Origin of the sequence: Paenibacillus apis (assembly GCF_018333295.1) — a bacterium.
Lineage (GTDB): Bacteria > Bacillota > Bacilli > Paenibacillales > Paenibacillaceae > Fontibacillus > Fontibacillus antibioticophila.
The window spans coordinates 12,800-38,218 of sequence record NZ_BORS01000016.1 but is presented as its reverse complement, the minus strand read 5'-3'; the positions used below and the strand labels follow the sequence as shown (position 1 = coordinate 38,218).

General features: G+C 51.6%; 17 protein-coding genes. 14 read left to right on the top strand and 3 right to left on the bottom strand.

Going from position 1 to position 25,419, the window contains the following annotated elements:
- Positions 1-17 precede the first annotated feature (17 nt).
- The 3 genes from KI362_RS20245 to pgmB all read left to right on the top strand — a co-directional run bounded on the left by KI362_RS20245 (position 18) and on the right by pgmB (position 5,367).
- On the top strand, positions 18-2,321 hold the full coding sequence (locus tag KI362_RS20245) for a glycoside hydrolase family 65 protein (RefSeq protein WP_301629924.1): 2,304 nt from the start codon (positions 18-20) through the stop codon (positions 2,319-2,321).
- A gap of 1 nt (position 2,322) precedes the next feature.
- Complete coding sequence (locus KI362_RS20240) at positions 2,323-4,638, top strand: glycoside hydrolase family 65 protein (protein WP_301629922.1); 2,316 nt, start codon at positions 2,323-2,325, stop codon at positions 4,636-4,638.
- A 93-nt stretch (positions 4,639-4,731) separates the two neighbouring features.
- The gene (pgmB, locus tag KI362_RS20235; RefSeq protein ID WP_301629920.1) at positions 4,732-5,367 is read left to right on the top strand and encodes a beta-phosphoglucomutase; all 636 of its coding nucleotides are present in this window, start codon (positions 4,732-4,734) and stop codon (positions 5,365-5,367) included.
- 70 nt (positions 5,368-5,437) lie between these two features.
- On the opposite strand, the gene KI362_RS20230 is transcribed toward pgmB, so the two are convergent.
- A complete protein-coding gene (locus tag KI362_RS20230) occupies positions 5,438-5,812 on the bottom strand; it encodes a hypothetical protein (RefSeq protein ID WP_301629918.1) in 375 nt (124 codons plus the stop codon).
- 321 nt (positions 5,813-6,133) lie between these two features.
- On the opposite strand from KI362_RS20230, the gene KI362_RS20225 reads away from it, so the two are divergent.
- From KI362_RS20225 to KI362_RS20205, 5 genes are all read left to right on the top strand, one after another.
- On the top strand, positions 6,134-7,942 hold the full coding sequence (locus KI362_RS20225) for a cache domain-containing sensor histidine kinase (protein WP_301629916.1): 1,809 nt from the start codon (positions 6,134-6,136) through the stop codon (positions 7,940-7,942).
- A 20-nt stretch (positions 7,943-7,962) separates the two neighbouring features.
- A complete protein-coding gene (locus tag KI362_RS20220; protein ID WP_301629914.1) occupies positions 7,963-9,282 on the top strand; it encodes a response regulator in 1,320 nt (439 codons plus the stop codon).
- Positions 9,283-9,478: 196 nt separating this feature from the next.
- On the top strand, positions 9,479-10,318 hold the full coding sequence (locus KI362_RS20215) for a carbohydrate ABC transporter permease (RefSeq protein WP_374705691.1): 840 nt from the start codon (positions 9,479-9,481) through the stop codon (positions 10,316-10,318).
- A 1-nt stretch (position 10,319) separates the two neighbouring features.
- On the top strand, positions 10,320-11,186 hold the full coding sequence (locus KI362_RS20210; protein ID WP_301629913.1) for a carbohydrate ABC transporter permease: 867 nt from the start codon (positions 10,320-10,322) through the stop codon (positions 11,184-11,186).
- Between the two features lie 124 nt (positions 11,187-11,310).
- Positions 11,311-12,765, top strand: coding sequence for an ABC transporter substrate-binding protein (locus KI362_RS20205; protein WP_301630024.1), 1,455 nt, complete (start codon positions 11,311-11,313; stop codon positions 12,763-12,765).
- 1,166 nt (positions 12,766-13,931) lie between these two features.
- On the opposite strand, the gene KI362_RS20200 is transcribed toward KI362_RS20205, so the two are convergent.
- Both KI362_RS20200 and KI362_RS20195 read right to left on the bottom strand, forming a co-directional pair.
- Positions 13,932-15,257, bottom strand: coding sequence for a glutamate-1-semialdehyde 2,1-aminomutase (locus KI362_RS20200; RefSeq protein ID WP_301629912.1), 1,326 nt, complete (start codon positions 15,255-15,257; stop codon positions 13,932-13,934).
- Between the two features lie 123 nt (positions 15,258-15,380).
- Positions 15,381-16,445: an LCP family protein gene (locus tag KI362_RS20195; RefSeq protein WP_301629910.1), complete on the bottom strand. Its 1,065-nt coding sequence runs from the start codon at positions 16,443-16,445 to the stop codon at positions 15,381-15,383.
- A gap of 153 nt (positions 16,446-16,598) precedes the next feature.
- Between KI362_RS20195 and bcp the strand changes: the two genes are divergently transcribed.
- The 6 genes from bcp (at position 16,599) to guaA (ending at position 25,020) form a co-directional block, all read left to right on the top strand.
- Entirely contained in the window at positions 16,599-17,075 is a 477-nt protein-coding gene (bcp, locus tag KI362_RS20190; protein WP_301629909.1) for a thioredoxin-dependent thiol peroxidase, read from the top strand.
- 313 nt (positions 17,076-17,388) lie between these two features.
- Positions 17,389-18,696 (top strand): polysaccharide deacetylase, encoded by a 1,308-nt coding sequence (locus tag KI362_RS20185; protein ID WP_301629907.1) that lies wholly within the window; start codon positions 17,389-17,391, stop codon positions 18,694-18,696.
- 103 nt (positions 18,697-18,799) lie between these two features.
- The gene (locus tag KI362_RS20180) at positions 18,800-19,762 is read left to right on the top strand and encodes an AAA family ATPase (RefSeq protein WP_301629905.1); all 963 of its coding nucleotides are present in this window, start codon (positions 18,800-18,802) and stop codon (positions 19,760-19,762) included.
- Positions 19,759-21,129 carry a DUF58 domain-containing protein gene (locus KI362_RS20175; protein WP_301629903.1) on the top strand — a complete coding sequence of 457 codons (1,371 nt, stop codon included), beginning with the start codon at positions 19,759-19,761 and terminating at the stop codon, positions 21,127-21,129. Before KI362_RS20180 ends, KI362_RS20175 begins: the two co-directional genes overlap by 4 nt.
- The gene (locus tag KI362_RS20170) at positions 21,116-23,404 is read left to right on the top strand and encodes a transglutaminase-like domain-containing protein (RefSeq protein WP_301629902.1); all 2,289 of its coding nucleotides are present in this window, start codon (positions 21,116-21,118) and stop codon (positions 23,402-23,404) included. The genes KI362_RS20175 and KI362_RS20170 overlap by 14 nt, the downstream gene beginning before the upstream one ends.
- A 77-nt stretch (positions 23,405-23,481) precedes the next feature.
- On the top strand, positions 23,482-25,020 hold the full coding sequence (gene guaA / locus KI362_RS20165) for a glutamine-hydrolyzing GMP synthase (RefSeq protein WP_301629901.1): 1,539 nt from the start codon (positions 23,482-23,484) through the stop codon (positions 25,018-25,020).
- The last annotated feature ends 399 nt before the right edge of the window (positions 25,021-25,419 follow it).

The window sequence follows — 25,419 nt, the reverse complement described above, 5'->3', positions numbered from 1 at the left end:
AGGAGCGGGAGCAGAGCATGCCGAAAATTGCGGACAAATATTTGGTGGTTGATCCCTGGAAAGTAGTGGAGGAAGGCTTTGATCCGGGGCGCAACCGGGTTTCCGAATCGATATTTTCGCTAGGGAATGAATATATGGGCGTCAGAGGATACCCGGAGGAAGGGTATGGCGGGGATACGCTGCTCGGGAGTTATTTTAACGGGCTATATGAAGAGAGTCAGGTGGCGGCCCACTATAAAGGAATCATTAAATCGCTGCGCTTCATGGTCAATGCGGTTGATTGGCTATACACCCGAATTACAGTGGATGGCGAGACACTGGACTTGGCGGCAAGCCGGTTCTCGGATTACCGCAGGGAAGTGGATTTCAGAACAGGAATTTACCGCCGGGAGTTGACCTGGCATCTGCGGAGCGGCAAGAGCCTGAAGCTTGCGTTCGAGCGTCTGGTCAGCATGCGGAACTCGCACCTCGGCGGTCAGCGGATCACGCTGGTACCGGTTGATTTTGACGGGGAGGCAACGATTCGGACGGGGCTGGACTTCTCGGTGCTGCATGAGGATCAGGGCCGGCGTTATTGGTCGGTGCTGAAGCAGGAAGAGGAGCAGGGAATCGCGGCGATCCTGGGTCAGACTGAAAATACGGGGAATCGGTTATTCTCCGGTTTTCGGGCAGTGTCGCTCGACGAGACAGGACGTCAGCCGGTGCTTGAGGACGGGCTGATCGGTTATGATCTGAAGCTCAAGCTAGAGCAAGGCGTCTCAGCCGTGATGGATAAACTCGTCATCAATGTTGCGGAGAAGGATCAAGGGCTGGACGACAATGCGGTATGGCGGCAAGGCATGGACCTGGCTGAGGATATCCGCGGGAAGGGATATGACCATGCGGCTGAGGAACAGCAAGCCTATTGGCAGCATGTTTGGGAGACATCGGATATCGAGATTGCAGGCGATCCGGACAATCAGCAAGGGATCCGCTTCTGTATTTTTCAGATGTATCAGACCTATCACGGCGACAATCCCGGCTTCAATATCGGGGCGAAAGGATTGACAGGCGAGGCCTATCGCGGGCTGGCCTTCTGGGATACGGAGTCGTACTGTCTGCCGTTCTATATTTTCAATAATCCGAAGGCGGCGAAAAGCCTGCTGGAGTTCCGCTACAAATCGCTTCCTCATGCGCTTCAGCGGGCCAAGGAGCTGGATTGCGAAGGGGCGTTTTATCCGATTGCGACGATCGACGGCACCGAGAGCTGCGATCTTTGGCAGCATTCGAATCTCCAGCTTCATGTAGGTACTGCAGTCGCTTACGGGCTGCGCCACTATGTAACAATTACCGGGGACACGAGTTTTCTTCATGATAAAGGAGTCGAAATGCTGATTCAGATCAGCCGCTTCTATGCCACTCGCGGACAATTCGGACAAAAGAGCGGCGAGTATGGATATTTCGGCGTCATGGGTCCGGACGAGTTCCAACTGATGGTCAACAACAATTGCTACATCAACTGGATGGCGAAGAAGCTGTTCGAATATACGCTGGAGTCAATCCAGGGCATGCGGGATTCGGAGCCGGAGAAGTTCGGGCTTCTGGCGGAGAGAATCGGGTTAACGGATGAAGAGCAAGCAGATTGGAGGCATAAAGCCGATCATATGAAAATCCCCCGCGATGAAGTCACTGGCGTGTACGAAGAACACGATGGGTTCTTTGACATGCCGCATCTGGATATTCATTCGATCCCTGTGACGGAGTTCCCGCTGTACTCACACTGGTCTTATGATCGGTTGTACCGGTATGACATGATCAAGCAGCCGGATGTGCTGATGTTCATGTTCCTGTACAGCAGTCAGTTCACGCGGGAAGAGAAGCGTGCCAATTATGATTACTATGAGCCTAGATGCATTCATGAATCTTCCTTGTCGCCATCGATCCATTCGATTCTTGCCGCCGAGATTGGGCGGCCGGAGGAAGCCTACCGGTTCTTTGAATTTGCGACCCGTCTGGATTTGGATAACTATAATCGTAATACGCGGGAAGGTCTTCATACGACCTCGATTGCAGCGGCCTGGATGAACATTGTATACGGCTTTGGAGGCATGCGATCCGACGGCGACAAGCTGCAATTTGCACCGAGTATCCCGGAGCAATGGACTCATTACAGCTTCCCGATCACCTTCCGTGGAAGCAGACTGACCGTTGAAGTGACCAAGGATGAAGCGGTGTTCCAACTCGTGTCAGGAGAACCGATGGACATTGCGGTATATGGCCGGAGCCTAACCGTAAATGGTTCAGAGCTTAGAGTTCCTTTGGACCAAGTAAAGGTGGGGTAGTATGAAGCTTGTAAATCAAGACTGGCTGATTCGGGAGAACGGCTTTGACCGGAACAGGATTGCTGCCGACGGCAACAAGTTTATGATCGGCAACGGCTATATGGGCTGTAGAGGCACGATGGAGGAGTATACACGGGGCGAGCTGGCGGCGGTAACGCTGGCAGGGCTGTATGACCAGGTAGACGGCAAATGGCGCGAACCGGTCAATGCACCGCATCCGCTGTATGCGGTCATTGAATTCGAGGGGCAATCGCTGTCCGTGCTGGACTGCGAGCCTGTGGAGCACGAGCAGGCACTGGATATTCGCAGCGCGGTACATCACCGCCGTACGGTATTTAAGGCGGATAGGGGAGCAGAGCTGGTTGTAGAGTCGGAGCGGTTCTGCAGTGCAGAGCGGCTGAATGTGATTGCGGGACGGTTAAGCGTGACATGCAGCGCTGACGGCCAATTAACGATTCGTACGGGCATCGACGGGGAAGTATGGGATATCAACGGTCCGCACCTTGAGAAGCTTGAGGCAGCGGAGCGTCAGAACAGCCTGCTTGTAACCGCAGTTACCCGTGAGCTGCAGGTGCCGCTTGCGGTGGCGGAGCGGATCAGCTCGAGCATGGAAGCCGAGGGCCGAGAGGCTGTGACAATGGAGGTTCGCTATGACCAGCAATCGGGCTCGGTCTTCCGGACGATCTCTTTTGCATGCCGGGCAGGCAAGACCTATACATTTGATAGATTTGCCGCCGTATGCACAGGTCTGGATGAGGAGGAGCCGGGCGCTGCAGCGCTGCGTCTCTGCCGCGAAGCGGCCGGTACCGGCTATACCGGTCTGCTTGCTGAGCATGAGGCATGCTGGGAGCGGAAGTGGGCTTTGGCGGACGTGGTGATCGAAGGCGATGACGAGGCACAATTAGCGCTTCGCTACAGCTTGTACCAGCTGTTGATTATTGCACCTGAGCATTCAGAGAAGCTGTCGATTCCCGCAAGGGGACTATCGGGGCAAGTGTACAAGGGGGCGGTTTTCTGGGATACGGAAATGTTCATGCTTCCGTTCTTTCTGTACACGCAGCCGGAGACGGCGCGGAATCTGGTGATGTACCGGATTCATACTTTGGACGGAGCGCGGCGCAAAGCGGCCGAATACGGCTATGAAGGCGCGTTCTATGCCTGGGAAAGCCAGGAGACCGGGGACGATGCCTGCACACTTTTCAATGTAAACGATGTGTTTACGGGACGGCCGATGCGTACCTATTTCCGCGATAAACAGGTGCATATCAGCGCGGATGCAGCTTATGGAATTTGGGAGTACTATAAATTTACCGGGGATGAAGGAATCCTGCTGCAGGGCGGGGCGGAGACCGTATGGGAATGTGCGAGGTTCTTCTATTCCTATGCGTACTATAACCCGTTAAAACAAAGATATGAAGTGCTGGATGTCACGGGTCCGGATGAGTATCATGAACGGGTGAATAATAATGCGTTCACCAATGCTATGGTAAAACGGACGCTCTTCATAGCGCTGGAGGCGATGGAGATCCTGCATGCCGCTTGTCCGGAGCAATATGAGGCGTTGGTGCAGAACAGTGCCATCAAGCCGGAGCATATTCGGGATATGCATGACCGTCTGTATGTGCCTGAACCGGATTCCGAGACCGGGCTGATTGAGCAGTTTGATCGCTATTTTACGCTGGAGGATGTCCCGCTTCATGAGCTTAAGGGCAGGGTGCTCAACAAGCATGAATATTGGGGCGGCGGGAACGGATTAGCAACGACAACGCAAATTTTAAAGCAGGCGGATATTGTGCTGATGCTGCATTTATTCAAGGACGCCTACGATACGGTGATTAAAAAAGCGAACTGGGCCTATTACGAGCCGCGCACCGAGCATGGATCGAGCCTTAGCGCATGCATCTATGCGATGGTTGCCGCCGACACGGGCTCTCCCGACTGGGGCTATCCATACTTTATGCGGACGGCAACGATCGACCTGACGGGGGAATCGAAGCAATATGTCGGGGATTTGTACATTGGCGGGACCCATCCGGCTGCGAATGGCGGTGCATGGATGGCTGCTGTCCAAGGGTTCGCCGGTATCCGCTTTGACGGGGAGTGCGCAACGATTTCTCCTTCACTTCCAGAAAAGTGGCAGGCGGTTCAAACCAGGCTGATTTTGCGCGGACAGCAAATCAAGGTACGGGTTGGCAGGCAACAGGTGGAATTGGAGGCCGATGCAGGGAATACAAGCGAGGTTCGTGTTGCTGCGTATGGACAAAGTCTGACGCTTGAACCGGGTGTTTCTGCTGTTCTGCGAATGGGGCAGGAGTAATCCACTGAGCAAGCGCGGAGCAGGATTAGCCGTGGTTAGGATGGAACCTGATAAAGACTGAAAATAGATGGTCCAAGATAAGGAGAGAACAACATGCTGGAATCAATGAAGGGTGCGATCTTTGATCTGGATGGCGTAATCGTGGATACGGCCAAATATCACTACTTGGCCTGGCGAGCACTAGCGAACCGTCTGGGCTTTGAGTTTACAGAAGCGGACAACGAGCGCTTGAAGGGCGTCAGCCGGATGCGGTCACTCCAAATCCTGCTGGAGGTAGGCGGGATGGATCCGGATGAAGCAGAGCGTGAGCAAATGGCAGAGACGAAAAATAAGGAATATGTAGACTATATCTCCCGGCTGGAGCCATCGGAGCTGCTTCCCGGGGCAAAGGAATATTTGATGTTCTTGAGAAGCCGTGGAGTGAGGATCGCCTTGGGCTCAGCGAGCAAGAACGCGGCGTTTATTCTGGAACGCCTCGGGATTACCGAGCTGTTCGATGCCGTTGTTGACGGTACTAAGGTGGCTAAGGCGAAGCCAGATCCTGAGGTGTTCTTGACGGCCAGTGCGGAGCTTGGCCTGGATCCGGCGGACTGCGTCGTGTTTGAAGACGCAGCCGCAGGGGTTGAGGCAGCCAAGGCAGCTGGCTGCCGCGTGGTCGGCATCGGCAGTGCCGACATTCTTGGAGCCGCCGACCAGGTCGTCGGCGGGCTGGACGCGCTGCTGCCATAGGTGGCAGTGCTTGGTGTGTGCTGTGATGGTTTTGAAGGAGGCTGTCCCCAAAGTAAGATTCTGTACACCCTTAATAACAAAATAGAGTGATATTCATATAGAAACCAAGGAACTTAGCGGCCTTCTCTCGCTTAATTCCTTGGTTTCTTGCGTCCACTGCGGCTATAAGGAGCGAGGGAACTCCACCCGACCTCAAAAGCTTACTCTTGGCAAGCCTCGAAGCTTTAGTGACATTCTGCATTAAAATCACTGCTCGACCACCCACGCCAGCAATTTTAGTGACATTGTGCATTAATATCACCGCATGACCACCCACGCCAGCAATTTTAGTGACATTCTGCATTAAAATCACCGCTCGACCACCCACGCCAGCAATTTTAGTGACATTGTGCATTAAAATCACCGCATGACCACCTACGCCAGCAATTTTAGTGACATTCTGCATTAAAATCGCCGCACGACGCCCACACCAGCAATTTTAGTGCTTATCGGCACTTGTTTCGCAACGCATGGCGTAACCTCACATTGAAGAAGGTAAGAACCTTCACACGTTGCCCCTCCCCTGTATGTTCATGAGTTCAGCTTATACACTTCCCCCGCAATTTTTTTACTGGCAAGCCCCGATAAATCGTTTACACTTTAGGAGAATGCCTCGCTGGTCTCCGGGCAGGAGCGGCCATCGGAGAAATAGACATGATGTGCGTAGAAACACGCATATTGACCCTTTTTTATTCTTGCTATAGTTAGATTGCCGGGGGGAAGGAACGTGAGAAGAAAACTGCGAAATCCGTTAAGCAAGCTGAACGTCAAGCAGCAGCTCGTGCTGATGTTTATCGTGCTGACAATTCCTTTATTCGTCCTGAATGCATACGGCAATGACCGGGCAGGGCAAATTCTGAAGCGTCATGTTACCAACGCCTATATCGAGCTAAGCAAGCAAAATTTCCGGCTGATTAACCGGGATATTGAGGCTGTAAACAAAGTAACGTCGACCGTCTTCCAGAATCAGTTGTTGCAACAATTGAATCCGGTTTCATCGGATAAGACCGTGCTTGAGCGCGTGAAAAACTACGAAAAGCTTGAGGATATTCTTACCACGTACTCTCAGGAGACGGATGACCGTGAACCGATCTATTATTCACTCTATGTTTATGATCCGAACAATACATACTTTTTTGCACCATTCTATCCGGGACCGCGAGTGTCAGGGGTGTATTTCTTCTCGGACGAGGAGAAGCCGGAATGGTTTGAGGAAGCGGTAGCCAAGAAGGGGAAGGGCTATTTGCGGATAGTTGAGCATCTGTCGCAGCCTACTGAAGGGCAAAGCAGCCAGAAGACGCTTGCTTATATCAGAGCGATCAACAGCATCTACAAGAACGGGACCATCGGCGTGCTGGTGGTGACCAATCTGGACGCCCGGGTAGGAGAGTCGCTGGAGACGGTAAGCCTGCCGGAAGGAGAGCTTTTTTTCACCGATTGGAACAACCGTATTCTGAGCTCGACCACCGGAGAGTGGGGCTCTGTGCTTGAACTGCCTGAAGAGGCGAAAACGGAGGACATGACATCTGCGGTAAAAGACATCATTACCAAAGACTATATCTATGTAATGAATGTGAATTACGTGCTTCAGCAAAAGCTGGTGTACAAGGTGCCGCTTCAAGCCCTGCTGCAGCAACAGAACGAAATCAAGCGGCTGATCCAGCTTATCTCCATTGTGTATTTTGTAGCAAGCCTGGTCTTCTTGCTCTATTTCTGGCGCTCTCTGATGACGCCGATCCAGCGGCTGGTCTATTTCGTCAGACGTTATGAACCTGGAAATGTGGTGCCCGAGACCCCGCGCAGAGGGAGAACGGATGAGGTCAGTGTGCTGATTTCGACGATCTATGAGATGGCGCGCCGCCTGAACTCACTGGTGCATTACAAATACACGATGGATCTGAAGCAGAAGGAGTCGCAGCTTCAATTGCTGTATCAGCAGATCAATCCCCATTTACTGTACAACACGCTGGAGAGCATCTATTGGAAGAGCAAGCTTGAAGGAAATACAGCCTCAGCCGAAATGATCAAGGAGCTGTCCAAGCTGATGAAGATCAGCCTGAGCCGAGGGCGCGAGCTCATTACGCTTGAAGAGGAAATGGAGCATGCCACAGCCTATATCAAGCTTCAGCAGCATCGGCATGACTATCAGTTCCGGGTTAGCATCGACATTCCGGAGGAGTATCGGCAGGTTTTGATCCCTAAAATTACGCTTCAGCCCCTGATCGAGAATTCGATGATTCACGGAGTGCGTCATATGGGAGAAGACGGCATGATCGGCATTACAGTCCGTGGAGATCAGGAGGACATATTCGTAACGATTGAAGACAATGGCTACAGGCCCGTTGATCTGGAGAAAATTTCACGCTTATTGGAGGAGGAGACACCCGACCCGTCACTCGGATATGGTATTCGCAATATTCATCAACGCATTCGTCTTCATTTTGGCGAGGGGTACGGTCTTGGCTACGCTATACGCTCCGGAGGAGGTTTGCTCGCCACACTGCATATTCCACGAACCCTGCCAGAGGAAGAGTAGACAGACAGGAGGGAACACACATGTACAATATTTTGGTAGTAGATGACGAGCCCTTGATTTGCAAAGGCCTTGCAGGGCTGCTAACAAGCTCTGGCCTTGCTATAAATACAATATTCACAGCCGGCAGCGGACATGAAGCGCTGGACTATATTCGGATGGAGGTCATCGATCTCTTAATTACCGACATTCAGATGGGGGAGATGAGCGGGATCGAGCTGATGCATCAGGCCAAGATTATTAAGCCTTGGGTGCAGACCATCATTATCTCTGCTCACGAAACGTTCCAGTACGCCCAAATGGCGCTGCGTCTTGGAGCGCGGGACTATTTAATCAAACCGCTGAACAGCGAGCAATTTCTTGATTCGGTTCGCAATGCCTTGCTAAAGATGGATAAACCGGTGCCGGTCATGACTGACTTTCTGGAACGGCCTGCAGAGCATTTTCATGTGGAGGAGCCGGAGGATGGAAAGAATGAAGAGCTTACAGCCTTATTAAACGGTTCCCCAACCAATATATTAATGAACAGGTGGGGGTTAACCGGACCCTATTTTTCATTGATCAAAATCAAAATGGACCTTTCCCGCAGGGCGGAAGAAACGGCTGAGCTGCTGGAGAAGAGCAGGAAGGATTCCGGGCTGTTCCGATATGCTGCGCTCAATGTGGCCAAGGAGCTGCTGTATCAGGAATGGAATGCGGTCGTCTTTTATCCCGCTGATCTGGAGATCGGCATTCTGCTGCAGTGGAGCGAACAGGAATATGCAGAGCTCGATGTCAACAAGATCAGTCAGCTGGAAATGATCGGACGCAGCCTGCACTATCATATCGAGAAATATTTGGGTATCTCCGCCGTGATTGGAATCAGCCAGATTTTGAAGGGAGCAGAGTTCCTGCATATTCTCAATCGTCAGGTTGATAAGGCGATCTCTTGGGGAACCGGCCAGGAAGACTATCATGTGTTCTATTACGGAGACTTTAACTGGAATAATTATGCCCAGGATCCTTCCGCCGAGGAGCTGACTACGCAGAACAATGTCATTGTGGCGCAGGCCAAGCGATATATTGAGGAAAATTATAATCAAAAGGGACTCACGATTCATGAGATGGCGAAGAAGAACCACGTCAGTCCGAACTATTTGAGCTATTTGTTCAAGAAAAATACAGGCTACAACCTGTGGGAATATGTCATTAAGCTGCGTATGGAAGAGAGCAAATCGCTGATACTGCACACCGATCTGCGGCGATATGAGATCGCTGAGCGGGTAGGTTATGAATCTCCGGAGCATTTCAGCAAAATCTTCAAAAAGTACTTCGGTGTCAGCCCAAGCGATATGAAAAAATAGCAGTAAGATCGGTTATACATCACATAGTTTTAGACATGTTCGCAGCCCCTGTCCTTTTCTAAAATGGAAGCTAGACATTATAGAGGAATGAGGGAGCATCATGGAAGAAACGATAATTTCTCCGGGAAGCACGCATCAGGAACCGGAGTACAAGACGAGGACGCGAAAGAAGCGGCTGACTAGCTTGAAGAAGTACATGTGGGGATATTTATTCCTTGCACCGGCTATCGCCATCTTCATCGTCTTCTTGTGGGTCCCTATCATCAAAGGGATGGTGTATAGCTTCTACAATATTGATTTTGTTAATGGCAATATCTTCGTAGGCATGGATAACTATATTAAAATCCTCAATAACCCTGACCTGCTGCTTTCCGTCAGAAATACGCTGTATTACATGCTGCTAACGTTGATTATCGGATTCTGGGTTCCTATTGCCGCATCCATCGCAATTTCTGAATTGAAATTGTTCCAGGGCTTTGCCCGGATCGCGGCATATCTGCCTTACGTTGTGCCGGGCGTTGTGCTATACGGCATGTGGCGCTGGATGTATGATCCGGTCGGTCCAATCAACGCCGTGCTCGGCTGGTTCGGAGCAGATCCGACCTCGTTCATCTCCGATAGCCGCTACTCGATGATCGCGCTTGTCTTCATGGAGACGTGGCAGCAATTCGGCTCAGCCATGCTGATCTACCTGGCCGGGGTGCTTAGCATTCCGCGCGACTGGTATGAAGCAGCTGAGATCGACGGTGCCGGCGTATGGAGCCGGATCAAGTATATAACGCTTCCGTCGATGCGCAGTCTGATTGTGCTTATGCTGATCTTGCAATTAATCGGTACTTCCCAGGCCTATCAATCCCAGCTAGCCATGCTGGATGGCGGGCCGAACAAAGCCACCTTGACTTATGCCCTCCTGACCGTCAAATATGCGTTTACCCAATTGGACTATGGTGCCGGTACGGCGCTCGGCGTGCTGATGTTCGTCGTGTTGAGCGTACTCGGAATTGTTCAATTCAAGCTGACGAAGGAGGACTACTAACATGAAAGAAAGAGGCATCCTGTCGGCTTCGGATTTGCAGAAGCCACTGAATAAAGTTGTATACGGATTTATGGTTCTATGTATTGCTTTTATGTGCTTTACGATGCTGTACCCGATTGCCATGACGATGTTCAATGGACTGAAAAGCAATCAGGAGGTCAACACCTTCCCGCCGCGATTCTTCCCGTCGGTCTGGCATTGGGAGAATTTCTCTAAGGCATGGAATTATATTGAGCTGCCGATGTTTTTGAAGAATACGATGCTCATTTTCGTCGGTTCTCTTCTCGTCACTATTCTGGTGCTGGGCTTGGCAGCCTTCAGTATCTCGCGGATCCGGGCTCCCTATAGCCGGGCGGTCTACTTCTTCATTCTGATGACGCTGTTCATTCCGGCTTCCAGCTATATGATTCCAAACTTCGTTAACCTTAAGGACCTAGGCCTGTTGAACTCGTATTGGGCGTTCTGGCTCCCTGCGGGTGCGAATGCGTTCTACTTTTTGCTGATGAAAAATTTCTTCGATGGGATCCATCCGGAAATATTCGAAGCGGCGCGGATTGACGGGGCATCAGAAGTGACCAGCTACCTGCGGATTGCGGTTCCGCTGTCGATTCCGATTTTTGCGACACTATCGATATTCATCTTTTCCTCCGCATGGAATGACTGGTTCTGGCCATCGTTGGTCATGCATACCGAGGACAAATATACGTTAGCTACGGCCGTCTATAAATATGTCATCAATGCAAGAAGCCTGGATAGCAGCGTTAAATTCGCACTGTTATTCATGGTCATGATTCCGCCGATCTTTGTCTTCCTGGTGTTCCAGAAGTTCATCATGCGAAGTGTCAGTCTATCAGCGGTGAAGGGATAAGCGTATTCATAGATCGTAGCCTTGCACATGATCGCCATATGAATACACATCGTCTAGCGAAGCAATCATCCTTAAGATAAAGATGTAATCAAGAACATCCTATTTGATGAAAAGGGGAGTATCCATGCGCAAGTTTACTACTTTACTGATGTGTCTAATGCTGTTCGGTACGCTGCTCGCCGGCTGTGGCGGCAACAAAAACAATGCGGCCAACAGCCCGGCGAATGATCCGGCGGTAAATTCAGGCGGAAACAGCAACAATTCGGCTCCGGAGCAATCCGCTGAGGAGGACATTACTCAGAAGAAGATTACGATCAAGGTTCACTATCCTCTGCCGGATGAGACCACGCTTCGTGATCAGGAAGACGATAAGATCGCACGTTTCCAAGCCAAGTACCCGAACGTAACGATCGTAAAGGATGATTGGCAATACAGTGTCAATGAAATCGGCGTGAAGATGGCTTCCAATGAAGCACCTACCTTCTATAACACTTGGGCTACTGAAGCGAACTTCCTCGTTGAACGCGGTTGGGTTGCCGATATTACAGACCTGTGGAACAACTGGGAGTACAAGGATCAGATCAACCCGGTTCTGCAAAATCAATTCATTGTAGACGGCAAAGTGTTCGGGGTTACCCAGAACGGCTACATTACTTCCACGGTTGTGAACAAGAAGCTGCTGGAAGGCAAGGGCTTGACTATGCCATCGCTGGACTGGACTTGGGATGATATGTACAATGTTGCCAAGGATGTAGCGGATCCGAAGAAGGGCATTTCCGGTATCGCACCAATGGGTAAAGGGAATGAAGCAGGCTGGAACTGGACGAACTTCCTGTTCGAGGCCGGTGGTGAAATTGAGACAACTGTCGATGGTAAAGTAACAGCTGTGTTCAACTCCGAAGCTGGTGTGAAGGCTCTGGACTTCTACAAGAAGCTGAGATGGGAAGCGAATGCGATCCCTCAAGACTGGGCGCTTGGCTGGGGAGATGCGATTAGTTCATTCCAGCAAGGGCGGACAGCAATGGTTATTGCCGGAGCGTTCGACGTCATTCAAGCAGCTCTGAACGAGGGCGGCATGAAGCCTGAGGATGTAGTGGCTTATCCGATGCCGGCTGCCGAAGCAGGCGGCAAGCATTACGGGATTTTAGGCGGCAATTATCTTGTCATCAACCCGAACGCCACTAAAGATGAACAAGAAATGGCATTCCGTTATATCACGTTCGACTACTTTACCGATGATGCCCTGAAATCTGTTGAAGACACGATTCAAGCGCGCAAAGCGGAAGGCAAATACTTTATTCCTACTCCGCTCGAATACTTTAGCGAGGATTCGGATTACGCCAAGAAAATACAAGCGATTTATGATAAGTACGACAATGTGTACAAATATGATCCAGACCTCTTTGGCCTGCTGGAAGGCAAACCGGAAGCCCAGTATGGCACACAGGACTTCTACGCTACGATGTCCAATGTAGTACAAGAATCCTTCTCCAAGAAAGGCACGGATTCCAAGCAACAATTGGATGTAGCCGCAAAATTTGTGCAAGAGAACTACTTTGACAAGATCGAAGTAAAATAATCGGCGATAACACAAACGAGGCTGCCCCGAATGTCCGATATGGACTCGGGGCAGCCTTGTTGTACTGCAGTTAAACAAAAGAAGGTGCGCTAGGAGGGGCAACGTGTGAAGTGTGCCTTCGATCGCTGTTGTTCGCGGATTTCTTTAATTGGACTAAGTTCCCACAAGGGAGAAATCTGCTCACAAAGGCGAACGCTCCGCTTCTACAGCACACTTCACACTTATGCCCTGACTACTTCGCTTTTGCAGTTTAACTTCAAATACAATGCAGTTTGCACAGGGCTGTGTTGCAAGTTGTGCTGCAATAAGCTTGCCGCTTGCGGCACACAACCAGGCTACTGCATGCAAGCCAAGTCTCCTTCCAACTTCACCCTCCGCCAAGCTCGCCTGGGCAAAGCACGCGAATGGAAGCCTGCGCGATTTATTTTACGCAAGGCTCCGATGACACACTGGACACTTGGAGTTGGCGTCCAGTCGCACGTTGCTTGGGCCCTATGCCTAACTCGCTTGCCTGACCGACACACCAGTCTTCCTCCGAACTTTACTCACCTTACTTGATCAGCCTCATTACAGTCGCGCTCCAGTGAAATTTCTTACCTTAAAATCTTCATTTGACGCTCGAACCCAATTTTAGTGAAAAAATTTACCTTAGATCGCCAGTAACTAGCCAAATTTACGATGTACCCAACTTTAAGCGAAAAAATTTCACTATATCCCCATTTTCACTATATCCCCCGAATTTAAGGTAACTTTTTTCACTGCAAGGGTAAGATCCATATTCTTGCGATCGACCGATTACCGCCATGCTGCGAAACACCGCGTGCTGGAAGCCGCACTCGGTGCGAGGTATTCTTTATGCGTATTTGGTCGGTATTTTGCAGAATCTACTGGAATAGCCCCTGCTCTGTGGACTTGTTAAAATTGGGGTACCCCAATGATGACGAGTTGTTGCATATTTACTTTTTATACTTCAGCATTCGGAGCCTTTTATGCCGGATGCGAGCATGTATATGCATATCGAGGGATACGAGGATGCTGCCATAGCTGCCCTACATCGGGAGCATACACTCGGAGCGGTCGCCTTTGTGAGCGGATTTCTTCCTTGTTATGGCTTATTCAATCAAAGAAATCCGCGAACAACAGCGGTCGAAGGCAAGCTTCACACGTTACCCCTGACACGCAGAACCATTGATTTCCTTAAAGGAAGCTTCCGCAGCCTCAAGCGTGAAGTCGATATCTTCCTCCGTATGGGCCGTAGTCAGGAACCAGGCCTCATACTTGGACGGCGCGAGATTCACGCCCCGGTTCAGCATCGCCCGGAAGAAGGCGGCGAACATCTCGCCGTTCGTGTCCTGGGCTTCGTCGTAATTGGTTACCGGATGATCGCAGAAATGCGTCGAGAAGGAGCCGCGGATCCGGTTAATTGTCAGGGGAATGCCGTATTGGCGGGCAAATCCGGCAAGACCGTCCGTCAGCTTGATCGTCAGGCGCTCCATTTCCTCATACATACCCGGCTGCTGAAGCACCTCCAGGCAGGCGATGCCCGCGGAGATGGAGGCAGGGTTGCCCGCCATAGTTCCAGCCTGATAAGCCGGACCGAGCGGGGCAACCTGCTCCATTACCTCCTTGCTGCCGCCGTACGCGCCAATCGGCAGACCGCCGCCGATGATCTTGCCGAGCGCGGTTAGATCAGGCGCGATCACTTCATGGTTGTCCAGTCCGGCATAGGTCTGAGCCGAGCCGTAATGGAAGCGGAAGGCCGTAATGACCTCATCATAGATGACCAGCGCCCCGTATTGGCGAGTTAAGCGGCAGAGGTCCTCCAGAAATCCCGGCTTCGGCATAACCATGCCGAAGTTGCCGACGATCGGCTCAACCATGACTGCGGCCACATCGTCGCCCCACTTGTCCAGGGCTTCCTTGAGAGCTGGAGCATCATTGAACGGGACCGTAATGACTTCATGGGCAATGCTGGTCGGAATCCCGGCGCTGTCCGGAATGCCAAGGGTGGAAGGTCCCGAGCCTGCGGCGACAAGCACCAGATCGGAATGGCCGTGGTAGCAGCCGGCGAATTTAATGATCTTGTTGCGCTTGGTATAGGCACGGGCAACACGGATCGTAGTCATTACGGCCTCTGTACCGGAATTGACGAATCGAACCTTGTCCATGGACGGAATAACTTGCTTCAGCATTTTGGCCATCTTGATCTCCAACTCGGTAGGTGTTCCGTATAGTGTGCCGTTTGCCGCAGCTTCCTGAATGGCACGGGTTATGTGGGGATGAGCATGGCCGGTAATGATCGGGCCATAAGCCGCCAGATAATCGACATAACGGTTATCGTCCACATCCCAGAAATGGGCTCCCTGGGCCCGTTTCATAAAGACAGGTGCTCCGCCGCCCACCGCTTTGAATGAACGGGAGGGACTGTTGACGCCGCCTACAATATGCTTCAAGGCTTCTTTATATAGTTGCTCAGAATGTATACGGTTCATAGGAATCTTCCTTTCAATAATAGGCTCGGACAGCTGGAATGCCGCTAAGGCATACTCCAAAAGAAACCGGCCCTTTACGGGCCGGTAGAGCTGCCTATTTAAGTCTTCGCTGCTGTCCGAAGATTAATTTGCACTGCTGCTAGAGCCATTGCTGCGATTCGTATCGGCTGTATCTGACTCCGAATCTGAGTCAGTCTCGTCATCCGGGGCAGTTTCGTCGACGGCGGGCTGGAGAGCCTTTTCGAACACTTCTTGCACGTAATCCTTCAGCTTATCTTCATCCCGCACTCCTAGTACTTGCGCCCCGCCAACACGCTTCTCCTCCAACAGCTCCATCGGAGGAATCTGTTCACTGGAGGCCATGCTGCTGTCGTAACCGACGGTGGCCAGCTTCCACATATCATTCACTGTCAGATTTGTATCGATGTAAGGATTGATTTTTTCCAAGATAGAAGGCAGCTTCATGATCGAGGTGGTGGTCTTCAGCTTCTCAGCCACCGCCTTCAGGAAATTGCGCTGACGCTCGGTGCGTGTGAAGTCGGACATCGCATCATGCCGGAAACGAACATACTGTAATGCTGTGTTGCCGTCCAGATGCTGCTGGCCTTCCTTCAGGTTGATATCATATTCATGATTGTCTGCCTTGCTGGTATAGCGCATATCCTTTTCGACATAAAAATCCACGCCGCCAACGGCATCAACAAGCTCAATAAAGCCCTGAAAATCAGTATAGACATAATATTGAATGGGAATCCCTAACAACTCGGATACAGCAGACATCGCAGTATTAGGACCATAGGTAATGGCGGCATTAATCCGATCCGAGCCGTGCTCCGGAATTTTGGTATAGGTATCGCGCATAATGGAAAACAGGTGAATTTGCTTGGCTACAGGGTCGAGGGAAGCAACAAGCATCGTATCGGAACGGGGGACTTCCCCTTTATCCAGCCCGCGGGCATCGACTCCCATAAGCAGAATATTGACTCGTTCTGTTCCTTCCCATTTTGGCGGCTCCGGGATTTTGGTCTCTGTAGGTGTTACCTTATAGAAGGGTGACTCTTCACCCGTCTTTTGAAAATCCTCTACCTGGTTGTAAATCGAAGTAACGTAATAGGCCGCCAATGCGGCGATCGCGACGAATACTCCAACTACGGACCAGAGAATCGCCCTTTTCGTTCGTTTTGTCATTTTGCTCGTCCTTTCAGCGGGAAACGATGAAATCATGCCGATTGCCCTAAATAGTAAAAAAGTTACTCTTCATATCATTACATTATAATTTCTTTTATAATTACAATCAATTTATAAGAAGTTTACAGCAATTTTGTCGAAGGAGAGAGCTACATGTCTGAAGCAGGATTTCAACTGAATGATCCGGTTCCTGATTTTCGTCTGCCAGCTAGCGGAGGGGAAGAGATCTCATTAAGCGATTTTAGAGGAAAGAAAGTTATTATTTATTTTTATCCGAAAAATATGACGCCAGCCTGCACCCAAGAGGCTTGTGATTTCAGGGACCGTACCGGAGAGCTCCATGCCCTGGGGGCAGTGGTGCTGGGGATCAGCACGGATCCGGTGCGCTCGCACGACCGTTTTCGTGAGAAGCAGAAGCTGTCCTTTCCGCTATTGTCCGACGTTGATCATCGGGTCAGCGAGCTCTTCGGAGTATGGCAATGGAAGAAGCTGTACGGGCGGGAATATGAGGGCATTGTCCGCTCGACCTTTCTGATTGATGAAGAGGGGAGACTGATTAAAGAATGGCGGAAGGTGAGGGTGAAGGGGCATGCAGATGAGGTTGTCGAGGCGGTAAAGTCGCTCGGTTAAAAAGGTAGTTCAAAAAGTCATCTTTTGATCACGAAGTGTTCCAAGGGGTTGATTCGACATCGAATCTTACGTTCACCCTCGAAGTCCGAGCGGATGCTTACGAGGTATGCTTCCTTTGGAAGCATTTCACTCATGTAGGTTCTGCCTACACTCCGTTCCTCCATCTTCGGGTTCTCGCAACCTTCTCGGTGCTGAAAAGCTGACTTTTTGAACACGCATTTAAAAAGTAAATTGAAGATTCTATTTTCTTCGCTGCATTCATACAATCTACCAGAAAGTCAAACTATTGCTATAAACGGTGGAGGATGAACGCATGAGAAGAATGTGGATGGCATTTCTGTCTATAGTTATAATCGTTTTAATTTCTGTACCGGGGGTCAGGGAGATGGGCTTCTCTCCTGCATCCGCACAGTCCCGGGCACTGGCTCCGCCTGTAAGTCTAATGGAAGAGAAGCGTGCAACAGCAGTCACCTCCATGGAGGTGAAGACAGAGCCTGCGCCTGCGGCGATGCTTACCGCCGTCTCCTCTTCAAGCCAAGAATCTGTGCCCTCTATCGAGCAAAAAAAGGAGAAGGTTGTCTATCTGACCTTTGATGACGGTCCCAGCAAGCTGACGGATGAGATCCTGGCTATCCTGGAAGAGCAGAAGATTAAGGCGACGTTCTTTGTTTTGGGAGAACATGCCCAAAAATCCCCGGAAATCATCTATCGTACGGCAGAGGCAGGACATGTCATCGGCAATCATACCTATAACCATAAATACAGTGAGATGTATGAAAGCTTCACCGCGTTTTGGAATCAAATCAAACGAACGGAAGAAATACTTAGAGAAATTACCGGTACCCGGACTTCGCTCGTCAGAGCTCCCGGAGGAACGTATGGGCATTTTGATTCCACCTACTTTCAATTAATGGAGCAGGGGGGATATCAGGTGTTCGATTGGAATGTAGATAGCGGCGACTCTAAACGCAAAGGCGTTCCGGCAAGCGAGATCATTGAAAACGTAACCTCAGAGAAGCTGGAGAAGGAAATGATTGTCCTGATGCATGACAGCGCCGGGCATGAAGAGTCGGTCAAGGCGCTCCCGGAAATTATTGATTTTTACAAGCAGAAGGGCTATTCCTTCGAGGTGCTGTCGCCGGAGCAGAAGCCGGTGCAATTCAGTCTGAGCAAGAAAATGACGGACAGAGCGGCACCTGCCCAATCGTGGATCGAGAGCCATGTGCTTCCCAATGCGGCTTTATTCGGGCCAGGCCAGCCTTTGTACGTAGAGGCCGGAGGGGTGCAGACCAAGCTGGCGGCGGGAGAATATAAAGTAGATCAAGGTCAATTGATCGTGCCGCTCCGGACAACGCTTGAACGCCTTGGGGCGAAGGTGAGCTGGAACGCAGACAGCCGGAATGTGATTGTGGTCTGGGGAGAGCTTCATCTGACGCTGGACCCGGAACGCGGAACGGCGCGCCGGGAAAGCGCAGAAGTCCCGCTGGAGATTGGAACAGACAGGTTCCGAAATCAAGGAGGAGCCCTGTGGATGTCGCTTCGCTCTCTGCTGGAGCTGACGGACCATCCTATTATTTCCGTTACCAATACGGCTGAAGAAAGAAGAGTACAATCGCTATAGAGCAGAAAGACTCTTTTCATATAAACCTCTCTCCTGACAGGTCTATGAAGACTAGTTGTTGGTCACACTGGTTAATAGATTTGTCTTGTTGGAGGGATGAGGAATGATTCAAGATCAGGCCCGTGAGGTTCTGGAGCTGTTGGTTCAGCGGGTAGAACGGGTTGTTGTCGGTAAAAAGAAGGAGATCGAGCTGGCGGTCATTGCGATGCTATACGGGGGACATATTTTGTTGGAGGATGTGCCGGGAGTAGGCAAGACGCTGCTCGTTCGAACACTCGCTGCTTGTGTAGGGGGCAGCTTTGGAAGAATACAGTTTACTTCCGACCTGCAGCCGGCTGATGTCACGGGCGTCACGGTCTATCAGCCGCTGACAGGCAGCCTGGAATTCCGGCCGGGGCCGATTCATGCCCATATTGTATTGGCTGACGAGATTAACCGCGCTGCGCCGCGGACGCAATCGGCCTTGCTGGAAGCCATGGAGGAGCGGAAGGTAACGGTGGATGGTGTGACCAGAGAGCTGCCGCAGCCCTTTTTGCTGCTTGCCACACAGAATCCGCTGGAGTATGAAGGAACTTATCGGCTGCCTGAGGCGCAGCTGGACCGTTTTCTGATGCGTCTCTCGCTCGGTTACCCCAAGCCTGAGCAAGAGGTTGAAATGCTAAGTAGAATGCAGAACCCAGGCGTGGAACCGAAGCCGGTTATTTTACCGGAGGAGATCAGACTAATGCAGCGGCAGGTTCGCATGGTGCTGGTGGATGAACGGATCAAGGAGTATCTGGTCTCCGTAGCGGATGCCTCGCGGCGGCACCCGAAGCTTGCCCTCGGGATCAGTCCGCGCGGCACCTTGTGCTGGATGGGGGCTGCCCAGGCGATGGCCTATTATCGGGGACGAAGCTATGTGATTCCCGATGATGTGAAGGAGGTTGCCGAGGCCGTACTGGCACATCGGATTGTTCTGAAGCCGGATGCGGGCTTTGCGGGGATGACCTCGCCCCAGATGGTTGCCGAACTGGTGAAGCAGGCGGATGTACCGCTGTTTCACCGCGCTTCCGGAGGTGCCTCATGAGGGAGAGCGGACGGGCTTGGGTGATTGGTCTTGCTGTGCTGGGTATATTCACCGCATTGTACATTTATCGCGGCGGTGAGACCCTGTGGTTCCTCCTTATACTTACCGGCTTCATTCTTCTGCAGGGCTTAGCCTTTTGCTGGCTTGGTCCAAAGCATATGCAGGCTTCTCGAAGCTGGAAGCCCTATTATGCGCAGGCTGGAGAACCCTTAGAGATAGAGATCGTGCTTGTGGTTTCGGGAGGAATCGTTCCGTTATCCATGCGGGCTCAGGATCGCTGGTCGGTATCCGGGAACGAAGAAGGGGCTTCTTCCGTGATTCTGACCGGGGAAGGAGAGGTCACTGGCAAGCTGCGGGGATGTATCGGGCAAAAACAGCGATTTTCCTGCACGTATATGCTTCAACCTTCGGCTCGCGGACATTATAAGGCGGGAGAGCTTGCCGTGATGTGGAGCGATCCCTTCGGGTGGTTCAAACGCAAAAAGCGCGTAGCGGTGAACGGTCAGGATATCCTGGTCATTCATCCTGCGCCATTGCCGGTTTCATTGGAGAGTGAGGCAAGGCCCTGGGGCGCATGGGAGAGCCAGCAGGCCATGGGCAGATTTCTGCCGGCTCCGATGGAAGAAGCTGATGGATTGAGAAAATACCTCCCCGGCGATTCATTCAAGTGGGTGGAGTGGAAGCATTCCGCCAAGCGGGGGGAGCTGCTTACCCGAGTATCGCGCGAGCCGCTGGCGGAGGAGCACTATCTGTTGCTGGACACGTCCCCGAATGCTTATCATCTTGAGGAGACTGGAAAGAGCGGAAGAAGGGAAGCAGTCCAGGGATTTGAGACGGCTATCTCTGCGGCATCAGCTATTTTGCATCGGGAGCTAGGCCCTTCAAGGCGAGAGGTCTCGCTGAAGAACAAGCAGGCTGCATCGATATGGTTTATATGCGGCAATCGGACTCGCCAGGATCTGGAGAAAGAGCCGCTCCAAGGGGGGGCAGGCTTGGTAAGCGGTTTGAATAGGCTAGCCGGTCTATCCTTGGATAGCGGAGGGAAAGGTCTCAAGGCTGCTTCTATATTACGGTCGCTTCCTCGCTCTTCGAAGGGGTACCGGCTTACCCTGATCACAGGAAGATGCACGGAGGAAATAACCGACGCAGTGCTGCTGGCGGCATCTCGAGGGGGATACTTTGAAGTCCTGCTTGCGGCAGAATTGATTATGGATATGGAGGAGACGGCTCGTATCGAGCAGCTTAGGAATGCAGGGATTCGCGTGATCGTGCTGGTGCCGGATGTGGATCAGAAGCAGCCTTTAATAAAGGCGCTGCCTGCGAATACCCAGTCCTCAAAAGGGGGTGCCGGACATGTCATCGCTTGAGACACCCGCAAGCTTCCCTGCCGTTGCTCCAAACGGTGCGCAGAGGCTGGACCTGTCCGCAGAGAGCGCAGTGCAGGGGAAGGCGTTACGGGCGCCCGATCCTCTTCGAGGGGGGCAGAAAATCCTTTTGTCGGCACTGCTGATGGCTTTGTTCTGCGAGTGGTTGTATCCGATCAGACAGCTGATGGAGGAAGAGTCCGGACGATGGTTTCCCTTGTTCGTTGGCTTGACGGGACTGCTGCTGATCTTGGGCTGCTTACCTGTATACAAGTCTTTATATGGGATTCTGGCAGTTAGTCTTATCGGAGGATCGTTCTACTATTTGTACGGGAATGGAGCGGGGGCAGCCTGGTTACAGAAATATGGCGCCTTGCTCGTAACGGACCTGGAAGAGCTGGTGCGGACAGGCAGGCTGTATGGAGTCAGCGGGGAGTCCAGGACCCTTTTGCTGCTGATTGGCTGGGTGCTGCTGGTCGCATCGGTTCAAATGCTGGCTCTTGGGCGGCATAGCATCCTGCTTTTCTTCTCTGCTTCCGTATTATATTTGCTTGTGTTGGAGCTGGTTCTTGATACGAATTTCCTGCCCGGAATGATTCGCACGATAGTCTGGGGCTTGTTGCTTCAAGGCCTGATTACCGGCTATCTTCAGAGGCCCGCCGGGATGATCCGGGGAAAAGGACCAGGGATTGCTACTTCGATGTTATGTGTGCTCGCTGCCTGGTCAATAGTCCAGCTGTTGCCAGCCCAGCCCGTAAGGGACGTCTCCTGGGACAGAATTGCCCAGACGGTTGAACGCTGGAGTAAATCCTACAGCGGAATGGACCGGGCGGCAGCTCCTGCCTCGGTCTCCGGATACGGGCGGGATGATTCACGGCTGGGCGCTCCGCTTGAACTGCGGCGGGAGGTTTATTTTACGGCGGTATCACCGGTGAATGCCTATTGGCGAGGGGAGAGCAAGAGCGTCTATACCGGACATGGCTGGACCTCCTTACTGCTTGCGCCAGAGCCGGTTCCCGAGTCATTCGGAGCAGCCGAAGTTGTCCAGCAGATCAGGTTTGCGAAGCCGGTAGCTGAAACCCAGCCTATCTTCAGCGCCGGAACTCCCATCGGTGTAACAAGCGTATACACCGGCAAGCAGCATACGAAGACAGCAGCCGAAGGATTGGAGCTGCGTTATGATCCGGGCATGACGGCCATGTTTTTTGAACAGCTCTCCTCAGAACAGCAGATGTATGGGTATGAGCTGGTGGCCAGGGTTGCGAGCGTACCGGATGAAAAACTGATCCAGGCGAGGGGGGGAGATCCGGAAGAGATTGCTGAGCGAGAGCTGCAGCTGCCCGCCACCTTGCCGGATCGGGTAAGGAGCTTAGGGGTCGAATTGACGGCCGGACATAACAGCCGGTATGAGTCGGTGCAGTCGGTGATCCAATATTTGAAGGAGAACTATACTTACAGTCTGGCTTCGGAGGTTCCGGTAGAGGGACAGGATTTCACCGATAATTTTCTGTTTGAGCAAAGACAGGGATATTGTGACCACTTCTCAACGGCAATGACGGTGCTGCTCCGCAGCGGAGGGATTCCGGCCAGATGGGTCAAGGGCTTTGCCCCGGGGACGGCTGATCCTGCAGATCCGCAGCGTTATTCTGTCAGCTATGCCGATGCGCATTCCTGGGTGGAGGTTTATTTTCCTGAAGAGGGCTGGGTTTCATTTGATCCGACACCGAGTTACGGCATAGGTCAGGCGGCAATCGGTGCAATGGCCGGCACGGATAGCAGCAGCTATTTGACGAATTTCCAATGGAGCAAGCTGTGGGAGCAATTTTATCAATGGAGCGGAGAAGGGAAGGGTGCGGTTCAAAAGCTCCTTGCCCATTTAAAAGGGCATCTGTTTCTATGGAGCGGTGCAGTGATGGCAGGGGGCTTTCTGCTCTTGATAATTCTACTGTATGGCCGAAGCGGTTATCGCCGTTCCATGTATATGCTGTGGCCCTATTTTTATAGCAGGGCAGGCTCCTTTCCGAACCGTACAGAATTGTTGAACGCTGCGGATCGAGCCTGGAAGGGCCTGTATGTCCGCTTTGGAGGTAAAGCCCAAGGGACCACCGCAAGGGAATATTTGCTGTCGATCAGTGTGGCTGATGCAGAACTTGCTCCTCATTTGGAACGGTTCATTGCCATGTGGGAAACGCTTTATTATGGAGACGGAAAATTGGATCGCAGCACAAGCAGGGATTTTCTGGATCTGTGCCGTTATCTGGCATTCGGCAAGTCCTGAGTTTCCAACCCGATTTCCTTGACGATCACTTTTGTACTTTCGTATAATTAGTCTCATGAATTGAGGGAGGCTCGGACATGAATAAGCCAAATGAACTGATTGTCGTGCTGGATTTCGGCGGACAATATAATCAACTGATAGCTAGACGGATTCGCGATTTGGGTGTGTACAGCGAATTGCTTCCGTATAATACGCCGGCAGAGCGGCTTCGGGAGCTTGCCCCGAAAGGGATCGTCTTCTCTGGCGGTCCATCAAGCGTGTATGCTGAGGATGCTCCGCATATTGATCCGGCGATTTACGAGCTTGGTCTGCCGATCTTCGGGATTTGCTACGGGATGCAGTTGATGGCGCATCAGCTCGGAGGGAAGGTTGAACGTGCTGCCAAGCGTGAGTACGGAAAAGCGGACGTTGATTTTGCCGAACACTCCGCTCTGACAAGAGGGCTGGATGCGAAGCAGACCGTCTGGATGAGCCACGGGGATCATGTCGTTGAGCTGCCGACAGGCTTCATTGTTGACGCCTCTACGGATCATGCGCCAATTGCCGGGTTCTCGAATAGCGAGAGCCGCTTGTATGGCGTGCAGTTCCACCCGGAAGTGCGTCATTCGGTGCATGGCAACGAGATGATCAAGAATTTTATCTATGAAGTGTGCGGCTGTGAAGGCAACTGGAGTATGGAGACCTTCATCGAGGATGCGGTTCGTGATATCCGGGAAAAAGTAGGCAGCGAAAAAGTCCTCTGCGCGCTTAGCGGCGGGGTAGATTCTTCGGTTGTTGCTATGCTCATTCACAAAGCGATCGGCGACCAGCTTACTTGTATGTTTATCGATCATGGCTTGCTGCGCAAAGGTGAAGCAGAGAGCGTCATGGAGACCTTTGTCGGCAAATTCGATATGAAGGTTGTTAAGATTGATGCCCGCGAACGTTTCCTGTCCAAGCTGGCGGGAGTCGATGATCCGGAGCAAAAACGGAAAATTATCGGCAACGAGTTCATTTATGTATTTGATGAAGAATCGGCGAAGTTCGATGATTTCAGATTCCTGGCACAAGGCACGTTGTACACGGACATCGTAGAGAGCGGTACAGCAACCGCTCAGACGATCAAGTCCCACCACAATGTGGGCGGATTGCCTGAGGACATGAAGTTCTCACTGATTGAGCCGCTGAATACCTTGTTCAAGGATGAGGTTCGTAAAGTAGGCGAAGAGCTTGGATTGCCGGGCGAAATCGTCTGGAGACAGCCGTTCCCTGGACCGGGTCTGGCCATTCGCGTGCTCGGTGAAGTCACAGAGGACAAGCTCAAGATTGTCCGCGATTCCGACTTTATCCTGCGCGATGAGATCGCCAAGGCCGGGCTTGACCGCGAAATCTGGCAATACTTTACGGCATTGCCGAACATGAAGAGCGTCGGCGTGATGGGCGATGCCCGTACGTATTCCTACACGGTAGGCATTCGTGCCGTAACCTCCATCGACGGCATGACCGCGGACTGGGCACGTATCCCATGGGATGTGCTGGAGAAAATCTCCGTGCGCATCGTCAACGAGGTGGAGAACGTGAACCGGGTGGTGTACGACGTAACCTCGAAGCCGCCGGCTACGATTGAGTGGGAATAGTAACAGGAGCCTTGAAAGCCTTGGTAACCCAAAGCTTTCAGGGCTTTTTTATAATTTAAGTCAAATAATATTATGCATTTCCTTTAATTACAGCCCTAAAAAATACGTGCGACAAGTTGTTGATTTTGTAGGATATTCCGTATAAATTGTAGTCTCTTCAAGGTGAAGAACAGTGTTTTATACGAAAAACCATACAAATATTTGGGGAGGTCTATTCCATGATTTTGTATGTTTTTTCGTACAACGTGGCTTGTTTACACCATAAAGTAAAAGAACTTATATGAAAAATCGTACAAAAGTGGATATTTCGGCTCCCTTTTGAAGCTTGCAATTACCGGGCAAAAGCAATATAATTGACACGTCAATTGTTGATTCGTCAACTGTTGACCTGTCAAGCGT